We start from the raw sequence: 13,853 nt of genomic DNA on the forward strand, positions 1-13,853 counted from the left end.
CGTTTTCATTTTTATAACAATCTATAAGGACAACACACAATGTTACTAACCAACCCTGTTGTGATTTCCATTATTGTCTTGCTCGCATTAAGTTTATTACGCATTAATGTGGTTATTGCCTTGGTAATTTCTGCGTTGACGGCGGGCTTAACCGGCGGACTTGGAATGAGCAAAACGATCGAAACTTTTACCGGAGGTCTGGGCGGTGGCGCAGAAGTAGCAATGAACTACGCTATTTTAGGTGCCTTTGCTATTGCTATTTCTAAATCAGGCATTACGGATTTACTCGCATACAAAGTGATTAAACGTTTAGGAAGCGCACCAAGCGGGCGTTCTATGGCTGGATTTAAATATTTTATTCTCGCGATTTTGGTATTATTTGCCATTTCCTCGCAAAACTTATTACCGGTACATATCGCCTTTATTCCTATCGTAATTCCGCCGCTACTTGCGATTTTCAATAAACTAAAATTAGACCGCCGCGCAGTGGCTTGTGTCTTAACCTTCGGGTTGACCGCCACCTATATGCTGTTGCCGGTCGGCTTCGGTAAAATCTTTATTGAAAGCGTATTGGTGAAAAATATCAACCAAGTCGGCGCCGGTCTTGGTTTACAAACCAGTGTCGGAGAAGTCTCTTTAGCCATGGCAATTCCGGTTATCGGCATGGTTTTGGGGTTATTAACTGCAATTTTTATTACCTATCGTAAACCAAGAGAATATGCCACCAGCCCCACAGAATTAACCACCGCCGAGATCGAAGCGCACATTGCTAAAATCAAACCATTCCATGCTATCGCCAGTATTACAGCGATTATTATTACCTTCGCGCTACAATTATTCACCAGTTCAACTATTATCGGCGGTCTCGCAGGATTAATCATCTTTGCTGCTTGTGGAATTTTCAAGTTAAAAGAAAGTAACGATATTTTCCAACAAGGGTTACGTTTGATGGCGATGATCGGTTTCGTGATGATTGCCGCATCCGGCTTTGCTAACGTGATCAATAGTACCGGCAGCGTAACGCAATTAGTGGAAACCTTTAGCCAAGGCTTAGGCGCAGACAATAAAGGGCTTGCCGCGTTCTTGATGTTATTGGTTGGATTATTTATTACCATGGGAATCGGTTCATCTTTTTCAACCGTACCAATCATCACCTCTATTTACGTGCCGCTTTGTTTAAGCGTTGGTTTTTCGCCTCTTGCCACAGTATCTATTGTTGGAGTTGCGGCAGCGTTAGGTGATGCGGGTTCCCCGGCATCCGACTCCACATTAGGACCGACATCCGGCTTAAATATGGATGGTAAACATGATCATATTTGGGATTCCGTGGTGCCAACCTTTATTCACTATAATATTCCGTTATTAGTGTTCGGTTGGATCGCTGCAATGTATCTTTAAAAAACACAGGGACGCCGCAAGCGTCCCTTTCCGATAAACATTTTGACCAAAACTTATGCCAACCTCAAGCCTACATCAACAACTGCGCCAAACAGTGCGAAGTCTTTTTTCCTCCTATCAAACCCAGCGGGATCAACAAATCTTAGCTAAATTTGACCGCACTTTATTTCGTGACGATTTTGCGCAACTGAAAGATTACCTCGGCGAAATTGAACAAACTCTAGCTCAATTGGCAAAGTTATCCGACAACACACAACCCCAAACCGATTTTTACAGCCAAAAATTATTGGCGCAATGTCATGCACTTATCGACGCTCTACAACGCCAAGATACGGATTCCACGCTCCAACCCTCCTCCTCCACGCAAAACTCTCAAAAACGCCACGCTTCTGAACGCCAACAAATGCAAAACGCTCTCTATCAATTACCGCCAAGAGAGCGTTTAGCCAAATATTATGAATTCTTATTGCAATTAAATGAAATAATAGAAAATAACCAACTGGCATTTTATCAAGCTCGTTCAGATCAAGAAAAACAATATTGGTCAAAAAAAACTCAAATCACCCGACAACGACATGATCACTGCCAGGAGGCTATTGATTTATTAGAAGAATACTTATCCACCATAACGGAAGAATAAGGCTATAACCACCGACGCACACGAGTACAATATTGCGCATATTCCTCGCCGAATAATGCAAGCAACGCGCGTTCTTCCGCCTTAATTTGCCAATGTGTCAATGCCCAAACAAACGTTGCCAAGACAACAATTCCCAGCCCATTTCCTAACCAAAGAAAATAAGCAAATAGTACCAATAATAAACTTAAATACATCGGATTACGACTCCAAGCATAAACACTATCGGTGACCAGCGAGCTTGTTTTCTCCGGCGTCATCGGGCTGACTGTGGTGTGCACTTGCCAAAATCGCCATAAACTGCCCAATGCAAATATCCCCGCCAGTAATAATGGCGGAATAATCCAAAGCCAATGAAGTTGAAATGTGCCCCATATTGGCATCTGTTTCAACGCCACTACCCCGGCTAAAAATAGCAAGGGCGGTGGAATTTTTTGCTGTTTTTTCACCGTAGACAAATCAGATTTCTGCAAGTTCATCTTTTACGCCACATTTATACACAGATATTTCATTTCGAGAAATTCATCCAAGCCCTGGCGTCCGCCCTCACGTCCCAATCCGGATTGTTTTACGCCGCCAAAAGGTGCCACTTCGGAGGAAACTAAACCTTCATTAATGCCCACAATTCCTGCTTCCAACGCTTCGCTCACCCGCCAAATACGTTGATGATTTTCCGTATATAAATACGCCGCCAGACCAAACTCGCTATCATTTGCCATAGCAATTGCCTCTGCTTCATGATCAAACGGAATCAATGGCGCCAGCGGTGCAAAGGTTTCTTCATGGCAAACCAACATATCTTGTGTTACATTTTCCAATACCGTTGGTTCAAAAAAAGTACCGCCTAAAGCATGACGTTTTCCGCCTTGCGTCACTACCGCACCGCGACTGACCGCATCTGCAATATGTTGCTCAATTTTCAATACTGCATTTTCCGTGATCAACGGACCGATATTGCTTTCCGGCAAAGTAAAATCGCCCACAGAAAATGACCGCACTTTTTGCGCCAATCGATCAGCAAAAGCGCGATAAATACCACGTTGCACATAAATTCGATTAGTACAAATGCATGTTTGACCGGAATTTCTGAATTTAGAAGCAACTACACCATCAACCGCTTTCTCTAAATCTGCATCATCAAACACCAATGATGGCGCATTACCGCCTAATTCCAAACTCACTTTTTTCACGCTGCCCGCACATTGTGCCATCAGCAATCTTCCTACCTTCGTCGAGCCGGTAAACGTCAAGGCGCGCACATCCGGATGCGAAGTCAACACTGCACCAACCTCTTGCGCCTGATCTGTCGGCAGCACGTTAAACACGCCTTGCGGAATGCCGGCTTGATGCCCCAATTCGGCTAATGCTAATGCTGATAACGGAGTTTCCGGCGCAGGTTTAATGACAACACTACAACCTACCGCCAATGCTGGGGCAGCTTTGCGCGTAATCATTGCATTCGGGAAATTCCAAGGCGTAATCGCTGCCACTACACCAATTGGCTGTCTCACCGCCAATAATCGGCGCCCATCACGATCTTGCGGAATAATCTCGCCATAAGCGCGCTTGGCTTCTTCTGCGAACCACTCAATAAAACTGGCACCATAAGCAATTTCGCCGCGTGCCTCTGCCAGCGGTTTTCCTTGCTCCAAACTTAATAAATACGCCAATTCTTCTTGATGTTGCATGATCAAAGCAAACCATTTTTGCAAAATTTTTGACCGCGCTTTTGCTGTCAAGGCTTTCCAATCTTGCTGCGCCACTTTCGCCGCTTGAATGGCTGCTTGGGTTTCTTCCACACCACAACTGGCAACTTGCGCAATAACTTGCCGGTTTGCCGGATTAAATACTGTAAAAGTGCGGTTATTTTTTGCCGAAATAAATGCGCCATTAATGTAGGCTTGTGTACGTAATAATGTGAAATCTACCATACTTTGTTTACCTCAAATACTATTCAATCAATTTATTCAGAACCTATTTCCTTTTTTAACATACTACAATCCGCTCAAAAGATACAGTGACTTTCTTTTTTCTAGGAATAATTCTTACACCCTATTAAGAATAAACTTTATCACTATTTAGGACTATTTTTAATTTTGTATTATATTTTAAATGAATGCTAATATATTGATTTTAATCAAGAAAATAACATTGTTCAGCGTTCTTCCTGATTATATACTCACCTTGTCTTATCGCATTTTTTGATAATGACTTCATCATAAAATTAAGACTAAACAAGAATAATTTAGGAGAACATTATGTTTTCATTTTTAAAAGCCTCCCCTCCTACAAAGAGGATGGATGATGCATTAGTTGATGTAGAATATAAAAAATTACGCTGAAAAGTATTTGCCGGGGTATTCATTGGATACGCAGCTTATTACTTAATACGTAAAAACTTCTCACTCGCCATCCCTTATTTAATTGACGAGTATGGATTTACTAAAGCGGATCTGGGGATGGTCGGTGTGGCGTTATCGCTTGCTTACGGTTTCAGTAAATTCATCATGGGAAACGTTTCCGACAGAAGTAACCCCAAATATTTTATTACTATCGGTTTGCTGGGATCTGCCCTTGTCAGCTTAATTTTCGGTTTAGTTCCCGGTGTTCTTGCGTCTATTCCGTTCATGATAATTTTAGCTGCCTTAAATGGTTGGTTTCAAGGTATGGGCTATCCACCGGGTGCGAAAACCATGACGAACTGGTTCTCCGTCTCCGAGCGTGGGGTTTGGTGGAGTTGGTGGAATGTGTCACACAATATCGTGGCGGATTAATCGGACCATTAGCTATCCTTGGTTTATCCGTTTTTGGCGTATGGCAATCTTTATTCTACTTACCAGCACTTATCGCCATTGTACTAGCCTTAATCATGTTCTGGCTAATGAGAGATACACCGGAATCACAAGGCTTGCCACCGGTAGATGAATGGAAAGGGGAAAAAGTGATTGAGAAAGTGGAATCCGCACACACGTTATCCTCAAAAGATATTTTCTTCAAATATATTATTCATAACAAATTTCTATGGGCAATCGCCATTGCAAACGTCTTTGTTTACTTCATTCGCTATGGAATTATCGACTGGGCACCAACTTACTTAAAAGAAGTGAAGCATTTTACTGTGGATAAACAAAGCTGGGCTTATTTCTTATATGAATACGCCGGTATCTTCGGAATGCTCGCCAGCGGTTATTTAAGTGATAAAGTATTTAAAGGTCACCGCGCCCCACCAATGTTATTCTTCCTGGTTGGTGTATTAATTGCCATTATTATTTACTGGAAAAACCCAGCGGGTAATCCGTTAGTGGATAATATTTGTCTAGTGGCAATCGGTTTTTTAATCTACGGACCGGTGATGATGATTGGTTTACAAGCTGCGGATTTAATTCCTCGCGTAGCAACCGGAACCGCAACGGGATTAACCGGCTTATTCGGCTATCTTCTCGGTTCTGCCAGTGCCGGTTGGGTCATGGGTAAATTAGTTGACTTATACGGATGGGACGGCGGTTTTTATGCATTAATCGCATCCTGCTTCCTCGGCTTCGGGTTTATTGCTTTTACCCTATTACATAAACCGATCAGAGGTTAACCGATTAAATGAAAATATAAAAAAGAGCTGATGATAATCAGCTCTTTTCTTTAGCACGAAAACTATAAATTATTTAACCGCACTTGAATTAATTGCCGTTCCAATTGATCAGCCTTAGTAAGTGCCGCTTCAAAACTGGCTTTCGCTCCGGTTTTATCGCCTTTTGCCGCAAAAATATCACCGGTCAATAAATTTTTGCGACTATCCCAACTGCTGCCTTTCACTGATTTCAAGGTTTCCAATGCCGCATCAAAAGATTGCAATTGGAATTGCACCGTCGCCAAACGCAACGCCGCAAGCGAAGTTAAAACCTCATCAGAAGATTCGCTCATGGCTTGTTTCAACGCACTTTCCGCCGCAGAAAAATCGTTATTTTCCACCGCACTTTTCGCACGCTCAAAAAGCGCTAACACCGCATAAGCAGTTTTACTGTTATCTTTCGCAAATTGTTCCAACTGCGCATTTTTCGCCTCACCTTTTTCCGTGCCATAAATTAATTGATCATATTGTGCAGAAAGCAGCTGAATTTGTCCGGCTTGATAATTCTGCCAATATTTCCAACCAAACACACCTGCAAACACCAGCACCACAATCGCAATGATGGATTTATAATTCTCATTCCACCACGCCTTTATGTCATTAATTTCCTGTTCTTCTTCAATGGTATAAGCCATATTGTTCCCCTTTTAATTAAAAACTTGACTAAGATGTGCCACAATATCATCCAGCGCTACGAATTGCTGTTCGACGCCGGCTAATAAATCTTTGACAATCACTTGCCCTTGCGCTACTTCACTTTCGCCAATTACTAACGCAATTTTTGCTGCATTTTTATCTGCACGCTTAAACTGTTTTTTAAAATTACCCCCGCTACAATGAACCATAGTACGTAAATGTGGCAATGCTGTCCGCACTCTTTCTGCTAACTGAAATGCCGGCAATGTCGTATTTTCACCTGCATAAATTACATAAATATCTACCGATCTCGGCAACTCAATTTGGTGATTGACTTCCTGCACGAGCAAAACCAAACGTTCCAGCCCCATTGCAAAACCAACCCCGTTAGTTGCATGCCCTCCAAGTTGTTCCACTAAGCTGTCATAACGCCCGCCTCCACAAACTGTTCCTTGCGCACCAAGTGCGGAAGTTACCCATTCAAATACCGTATCATTATAGTAATCTAAACCACGCACCAATTTGGGGTTGACTTCATACTGAATACCCATAGCATCCAATAATGCACACACTCGGGAAAAATGCTCACGACTGTCGTTATCCAAATAATCCAACAGTTTTGGCGCATCATTTAAGACCTTTTGCAACACTTCATTTTTACTGTCTAAAATCCGCAGCGGATTTTTTATTAATCGTTCTTTTTCCTCTTCGCTAAGTAAATCAAGGTGTTGTGCTAAAAATGCCACTAATGCTGTACGATAATTTTGACGTGCTTGTAAAGAACCAATAGAGTTAAGTTGTAAAGTCACATGCTCAAAAATGCCCAATTCCTTCCACAACCGTGCGGTTAACAATATTAACTCCACATCAATTTCAGGGTTGGCAATACCGAAAATCTCCACACCAACTTGGTGAAATTGGCGGTAACGCCCTTTTTGTGGACGTTCATGGCGGAACATAGGGCCTAAATACCAAAAACGTTGTTCGTTATTATAAATCCAACCGTGTTCAATCGCGGCGCGTACACAACCGGCAGTCCCTTCCGGACGTAAGGTCAATTGCTCATCATTATCCCAGAAAGTATACATCTCTTTTGACACTACATCGGTCACTTCACCGATGGCTCGCGCAAATAATGGCGTACTCTCCACAATCGGCATACGTACTTCCGAATAGCCATAATTTTGTAAAACCGACCGCACTTTTCCTTCCACCCATTGCCACAACGGACTTTCGGTCGGAGAACAGTCATTCATTCCTCGAATTGCTTGAATTGTTTTTGCCACGCTTTTTTTCCTATTTCTACCGGCTGTTAATAATACATTAAATAATCCGATTTTTCGGATCTTGTTGTGCTACTTTAGCACGAATTTTCGCTTCTAATTGATTAATCAAATCATCATTATCAAAGCGTTCCCGTTGGCGTTCGCCATTTAAATAAAAACCACTTTTTTTATTTCCACCGGTCACCCCCAAATCAGAGACCAATGCCTCGCCCGGCCCGTTGACCACACAACCGATAATCGATACATCCATTGGCGTAATAATATCATCTAAGCGTTGTTCAAGCGTATTAACCGTACCAATAACATCAAACTCTTGACGAGAACAGGTTGGGCAAGCGATAAAATTAATCCCGCGCGAACGAATACGCAGCGATTTTAAAATATCAAAGCCAACTTTAATTTCCTCCACGGGATCTGCTGCCAACGATACGCGCAACGTATCGCCGATACCTTCGGCTAAAAGCATCCCCAAACCGACCGCACTTTTCACCGCGCCCGCGCGCGCACCGCCTGCTTCCGTAATTCCCAAATGCAACGGTTGCTTAATGGCTTTCGCCAGCAAACGATAACTTTCTACAGCCAAAAATACATCCGAAGCTTTCACGCTCACTTTAAATTGATCAAAGTTCAAGCGATCTAAAATTTCCACATGACGTAATGCACTTTCCAACAAAGCTTCCGGTGTCGGCTCGCCATATTTCTCTTGTAAATCTTTTTCTAACGAACCTGCATTCACCCCAATTCGAATCGGAATATTTTTATCTTTCGCGCAATCCACCACCGCACGAATACGATCTTCGCGCCCAATATTGCCGGGGTTAATACGCAAACAATCCACACCATATTCCGCAACTTTTAGCGCAATACGATAATCAAAATGAATATCCGCTACTAAAGGCACTTTCACTTGTTGTTTAATCAATTTGAAGGCTTCCGCGGCATCCATGGTTGGAACAGAAACACGAACAATATCTGCACCTACACGCTCTAATGCCTTAATTTGCACCACGGTCGCTTCCACATCTGTGGTTCTCGTATTGGTCATGGATTGTACCGCAATCGGCGCATCTCCGCCGACAGGGACGTTACCCACATAAATTTTTGTCGATTGACGACGTTGAATAGTTGGTTTAAATGATGACATAATCTTTATTGCAATTTAAATCTCGCTACACGCCCATCCACTTTTAACGGATAAGCCTCACCTTTGTAAGTAATTTTAACATTACCCGGCGCACCAATAATTAAAGAATATGGCGCCCCTTTGTTAAAGGTTAAAATTTCACCTTGTTTATATTCTTTTTGTGCTAATACTTTGCGGTTTGTATCATGTACACTAATCCAACAGCTCGCGCCCGTCACTTCAATCACTAAATCGCCACTGATCACCGGTGTTGCTTGCACCGTTTTAATCGCATTATTCCCCGTCATTTTCTCCATTTCGGATTGTAACGCTCGGGTAGAGGTTGCCGGCATAATAAACTCACCCACAGCATTATTCGTGCTTGTATCTGTCGCTTTCGCTATGCTCATATTGTCACTTGCTGCCGGTAAATTCGTCATATCAGCATTTGCATTTTCGTTCGTGGCATTTGTCGTCATATCACCTACCACATTAGTTATATTTTGTTCTGTCGGTTTATCTAATATCGCTTCTGCTACCGGAGCAGCTGCCGGCACATCAACAGACACAGAAGCAGGTTCATTAGATTGTGTATAGGTTTGTACAAAATTTTCCCGTTCTTGATTGGATTGTTGGTAGTTTTCCCACCACCAAAGCGCGGTCATCCCCGCCACCACTAAAATTACCAAAATAGTAATATAGCCTACCCAACGATGACTATGAAAAGAGTATTGATTAACTGATTTCGTCGCTAGACTGTTTTTTGCCAAATCGTTATGCACGGTATCGCTTAACCCCGCGACCACAGATTCCCATTCCGCAGCTGGCAAATGTAAAAATTTAGCATAACAACGAATATAGCCTTTCATAAAGGTTGCCGGAATGGATTTATGAGAAAATTCATTATTTTCAAGATGAGCTAAAATTGTCGGGCGTAAATTAATTTCTTTTGCTACATCATCAAAAGACAGTTGCAATGCTTCGCGTGCCTGACGAAAACGCTCGCCTAAATTAAGTTCGCCGGTTATTTCGATTTGTTCCTGATTGGTTTTTAAATTCGTCATAATTTCTACGGGTTAGATTGCTTTTATTGGAAAGTAGAGTTTAAAGTCGTAAGCTCGGTTTTGCAACAGTTATTGCTGTGAATATAGAAAATAAAACTACCCCAAAAACAAAATACGCGAAATCATTACCGCACTTTTATTGCATTTGACGCAAACTTGCCACACGCTGTGGAGAAACTTTCTCTAATAAAGCAAGATATTGCTGAAAACGGGGCATATCTTGTGCCGATAATGCACAAAGTGCAATATTTTCGTAGGTTTCCGCTTGATGATAATAATTCGGTGTATCTAAGGCAGATTGAAATTGCTGATACGCCTCGTCAAAACGCCCATGAGAACACAAAAACGTACCGTAATTATTAAAGGTATCCCCTTGCTTTTTATCTAATTGAATTGCAGCTTGATAGGATTGTTCGGCTTGTTCAACTTCACCTTGCATTTGGTGATAATATGCCAATGCTGAATGCACTAAATAATACTCCGGCGCATAGCTTAAGGCTCTATCCAAATTTAATTTGGCGTGGCTAACTTGCTGCTGTGCCAAATAGCCCAGCCCCAACTCAACGCGTGCTTTCGCTGCTTCTTGTTTATCAAAATCTTGCTGTGGTGCTTGTGACACACAAGCCGCTAATAAAAAAGGAAAAAACCAAAATTGAACCATTTGAAATAACGTCGTTGCATTTTGCCTCCTTCATTTTCGATTTATTATTGCACGTTAACCGTAATCGCCTGTCCAAATTGTTTTTTCTGTGCAGTGCGTTTGGTACGATCAATCACCTCACCTGCCAATTGCCCACAAGCGGCATCAATATCGTCGCCGCGCGTTTTACGCACAATCACGGTAAATCCATATTCCATCAAGGTTTTCTGGAAGCGATCAATACGCGTATTGGAACTTTTCGCATAAGGTGCTTGCGGGAACGGGTTCCACGGAATTAAATTGATTTTGCACGGCGTATTTTTCAACACTTCCGCTAATTGGTGTGCGTGTTCAACGCTCTCATTTACGTGATCCAACATCACATATTCAATAGTCACTTTACCATGATTCGCATTGGAAACACTTAAATAACGATTAACCGAATCAATCAACATTTTAATATTATATTTTTTATTGATCGGTACAATTTCATTACGCAATTCATCATTCGGCGCGTGCAAAGAAATCGCCAAGGCGACATCAATCATTTCGCTTAATTTATCCAATGCCGGTACCACGCCGGAAGTAGAAAGGGTCACACGACGTTTGGATAATCCATATGCAAAATCATCTAACATAATCTCCATTGCCGGTACCACATTTGCCACATTCAGTAAGGGCTCCCCCATACCCATCATCACCACATTGGTAATCGGACGCACTCCGGTCACGCCAAAATTACCAATAATTTTTGACGCACGCCATACTTGCCCGATAATTTCCGAAACCGTAAGATTACGGTTAAACCCTTGCTGCGCGGTGGAGCAAAAAGTACAAGCCAAAGCGCATCCCACTTGCGAAGAAACACATAACGTCGCACGATCCTCTTCCGGAATATACACAGTTTCCACCTGTTGATCCCCTACTTGCATCGCCCATTTGATCGTTCCGTCCGCCGAACGTTGCTCGACCGCCACTTCCGGCGCTTTAATTTCCGCAACCGCTTTCAGTTTTTCACGCAATACTTTGTTAATATTGGTCATATTGTCAAAATTATCTTCACCGAAATGGTAAATCCATTTGACTAATTGATCGGCGCGAAATGGTTTTTCCCCAAGTTCTTTAAAAAACTCGCGCATTTGTTGGCGAGTTAAATTCATTAAATTAGTTTTCGTCGACATACTTCAGCCTCGTTATTACACCTTGTGGCATGGATGATAAATCAGATAAAAATAGGCTGCGATTGTACTGGTTTCACTCCGATTAATCTAGATGTTTTCTTCAGTTTAGCAAAACAAAAGAAAAAATCACCGCACTTTTTTGCGATCCGGATCGCTAAATCCGAAAAAAGTGCGGTCAATTTTAAGCACATTTTATTGCTCATTTTTGTCTACGGGTTTTCGTTTTTTCTAACGGAATATCAGCGTTAGTACTGTCCGCAAAATGCACCTCGCTAACATCACCTAACAACGCGGCGTATTTTATAGTAGATTCATCCGCTTCAAGCGCGATTTTAAATACCATGGTCAAAGGAACCGATAACAACATCCCCACCGTCCCCAACAACCACCCCCAAAATAGCAAGGATAAAAATACAATCAGCGTAGATAACCCCAAAGTACGCCCCATCATACGCGGCTCCAAAATATTGCCGAACACCATATTAATCACCAACACGCCGGCGGCTGTCACAAGTCCTGCACCAAACCCGTTTAACAATAGCGCTTGCACAATAATCGGTACCGCGGCAATGATTGAGCCAATATTGGGTATATAATTCAACAAAAAGCTAAGCGTTGCCCACAAAATCGCATATTGTACCCCGGCGATTTTAAGCAAAATCCAAATCGCGATCCCCGTCATTAAACTGGTCACGGTTTTCACTCCCAAATAGCTAATGACACCTTGTAAAATGCGATTGAGATAGCGTTCTTCACGCACTACATCTTGATTATTTTGACTCAACGCTAATGCCAATTTGTACTTGATAGTCGGCGCCTCCAATAACATAAAAATCACCACCAACAGCAGCACAAAAACATTCGTTACTACGCCGGAAAAACCTAACAAAACACGACTGACAAACTCCATCAATACACTCGGATCGAAATATTCCATCACGCTTTCGCGCGAAATATTTATCGGCAAATGAAACCGCTGCGCCAACGCCAAAATATCGGAAATCCGCTCGTTTAACAATATACGATATTGCGGAATGGATTGCGTAAATTCGCGTACTGTGCTGTTAATTAAACCGAGCAAAAAGAAAAAGATAATCAAAATAAACACCAATAATAAGGTTATCGCCAACCAATGCGGCACCTTGCGATCGGTCATAAATTTAATTGTCGGCGAACAAATAATCGCAATAAATAACGACAATAAAAACGGAACGACAACCTCGCCCGCCAATTTCACCCCAGCAAGAATAACAACCATTGCAGCAATGGCAACCAGCGTTCCGGTCACAGAAGAAGATTTTGTCATCATTAAATCGCCTCCTCGTTTTCTTCGCCGGTACGAATGCGGATTACTCGTTCAACATTTGTGACAAAAATTTTTCCATCACCGATTTTTCCTGTCTGTGCAGCATCAATAATAGTCTCTACACACTGATCCACAATATCGTCTGCTACCACAATTTCCAGTTTCACTTTAGGCAAAAAATCCACCATATACTCCGCCCCGCGATATAACTCAGTATGCCCTTTTTGCCGCCCAAAACCGCGAACTTCGCTTACGGTCATACCGGTAATCCCAATATTGGAAAGGCTTTCGCGCACATCATCCAATTTAAACGGCTTAATAATCGCTTCAATTTTTTTCATCTAAAACTCCTGTTTTTTTGACCGCACTTTTAACGTCCGGCGGATTTTGGTCTAAAACTTTCAATGACAGATGGATGGGTATCAATATAAATCCCATCGATAAGTTGCAAACAATAAGGTACCGCCGCAAAAATCCCGCGCACGATAACCTTGCCATTTTCATCTTTCACACCCTCCAAGGTTTCTTTAATCGCTTTCGGCTGACCCGGTAAATTTAAAATCAAACTCTTTTTACGAATAACCCCCACTTGGCGAGATAAAATCGCGGTCGGCACAAAATGCAGACTGACTTGTCGCATTTGCTCACCAAAGCCCGGCATTTCACGATCTGCCACCGCTAAGGTTGCATCCGGGGTCACATCCCGTTTTGCCGGTCCCGTCCCACCGGTGGTTAACACTAAATGGCAATGCTGTTCATCCACTAATTCACGCAAGGTTTTCTCAATCATCACCTGCTCGTCCGGAATTAAACGACTCTCTATCACAAAGGGACCAACGAGCGCTTGCTGCAACCAAGCCTGCAATTCCGGAATGCCTTGATCTTGATAAACACCTTGCGAAGCACGATCAGAAACAGAAACTAAGCCAATTTTTAAAAGTGCGGTCATATTTTGCA

Annotated in this window: 13 protein-coding genes and 1 pseudogene; 3 read left to right on the forward strand and 11 right to left on the reverse strand. The window is 42.4% G+C overall.

The window, feature by feature from the left end:
* Positions 1–39: 39 nt before the first annotated feature.
* Together CFY87_RS02085 and priC are read left to right on the forward strand one after the other, a co-directional pair.
* Positions 40–1,398: a Na+/H+ antiporter family protein gene (locus CFY87_RS02085; RefSeq protein WP_094945639.1), complete on the forward strand. Its 1,359-nt coding sequence runs from the start codon at positions 40–42 to the stop codon at positions 1,396–1,398.
* Positions 1,399–1,453: 55 nt separating this feature from the next.
* Entirely contained in the window at positions 1,454–2,038 is a 585-nt protein-coding gene (priC, locus tag CFY87_RS02090) for a primosomal replication protein PriC (RefSeq protein ID WP_094945640.1), read from the forward strand.
* Positions 2,039–2,040: 2 nt separating this feature from the next.
* Here the strand turns inward: priC and CFY87_RS02095 are convergent, their stop codons facing one another.
* Both CFY87_RS02095 and CFY87_RS02100 read right to left on the reverse strand, forming a co-directional pair.
* Positions 2,041–2,514: a methyltransferase family protein gene (locus CFY87_RS02095; RefSeq protein ID WP_094945641.1), complete on the reverse strand. Its 474-nt coding sequence runs from the start codon at positions 2,512–2,514 to the stop codon at positions 2,041–2,043.
* Positions 2,515–2,517: 3 nt separating this feature from the next.
* Positions 2,518–3,966 (reverse strand): NAD-dependent succinate-semialdehyde dehydrogenase, encoded by a 1,449-nt coding sequence (locus CFY87_RS02100; RefSeq protein WP_094945642.1) that lies wholly within the window; start codon positions 3,964–3,966, stop codon positions 2,518–2,520.
* A 327-nt stretch (positions 3,967–4,293) separates the two neighbouring features.
* Between CFY87_RS02100 and pgtP the strand changes: the two are divergent.
* A pseudogene (gene pgtP, locus CFY87_RS02105) lies at positions 4,294–5,621 on the forward strand (phosphoglycerate transporter protein PgtP).
* Between the two features lie 62 nt (positions 5,622–5,683).
* Here the strand turns inward: pgtP and CFY87_RS02110 are convergent.
* From CFY87_RS02110 to mog, 9 genes are all read right to left on the reverse strand, one after another.
* On the reverse strand, positions 5,684–6,295 hold the full coding sequence (locus CFY87_RS02110; protein ID WP_094945643.1) for a YfgM family protein: 612 nt from the start codon (positions 6,293–6,295) through the stop codon (positions 5,684–5,686).
* A 12-nt stretch (positions 6,296–6,307) separates the two neighbouring features.
* A complete protein-coding gene (hisS, locus tag CFY87_RS02115; protein ID WP_094945644.1) occupies positions 6,308–7,582 on the reverse strand; it encodes a histidine--tRNA ligase in 1,275 nt (424 codons plus the stop codon).
* 37 nt (positions 7,583–7,619) lie between these two features.
* Positions 7,620–8,726, reverse strand: a complete 1,107-nt coding sequence (gene ispG / locus CFY87_RS02120) for a flavodoxin-dependent (E)-4-hydroxy-3-methylbut-2-enyl-diphosphate synthase (protein ID WP_094945645.1) — start codon at positions 8,724–8,726, stop codon at positions 7,620–7,622.
* Positions 8,727–8,731: 5 nt separating this feature from the next.
* The gene (locus CFY87_RS02125) at positions 8,732–9,769 is read right to left on the reverse strand and encodes a RodZ domain-containing protein (RefSeq protein ID WP_094945646.1); all 1,038 of its coding nucleotides are present in this window, start codon (positions 9,767–9,769) and stop codon (positions 8,732–8,734) included.
* A 136-nt stretch (positions 9,770–9,905) separates the two neighbouring features.
* Positions 9,906–10,430 (reverse strand): type IV pilus biogenesis/stability protein PilW, encoded by a 525-nt coding sequence (pilW, locus tag CFY87_RS02130; protein WP_094945647.1) that lies wholly within the window; start codon positions 10,428–10,430, stop codon positions 9,906–9,908.
* A gap of 44 nt (positions 10,431–10,474) precedes the next feature.
* A complete protein-coding gene (gene rlmN, locus CFY87_RS02135) occupies positions 10,475–11,590 on the reverse strand; it encodes a dual-specificity RNA methyltransferase RlmN (protein ID WP_094945648.1) in 1,116 nt (371 codons plus the stop codon).
* Positions 11,591–11,789: 199 nt separating this feature from the next.
* A complete protein-coding gene (locus CFY87_RS02140) occupies positions 11,790–12,896 on the reverse strand; it encodes an AI-2E family transporter (RefSeq protein WP_094945676.1) in 1,107 nt (368 codons plus the stop codon).
* Between the two features lie 2 nt (positions 12,897–12,898).
* Complete coding sequence (gene glnB, locus CFY87_RS02145) at positions 12,899–13,237, reverse strand: nitrogen regulatory protein P-II (RefSeq protein ID WP_094945649.1); 339 nt, start codon at positions 13,235–13,237, stop codon at positions 12,899–12,901.
* 29 nt (positions 13,238–13,266) lie between these two features.
* On the reverse strand, positions 13,267–13,845 hold the full coding sequence (gene mog / locus CFY87_RS02150; RefSeq protein WP_094945677.1) for a molybdopterin adenylyltransferase: 579 nt from the start codon (positions 13,843–13,845) through the stop codon (positions 13,267–13,269).
* Between the last annotated feature and the right edge of the window lie 8 nt (positions 13,846–13,853).

The organism is Actinobacillus seminis (genome assembly GCF_002263215.1).
Lineage (GTDB): Bacteria > Pseudomonadota > Gammaproteobacteria > Enterobacterales > Pasteurellaceae > Actinobacillus_B > Actinobacillus_B seminis.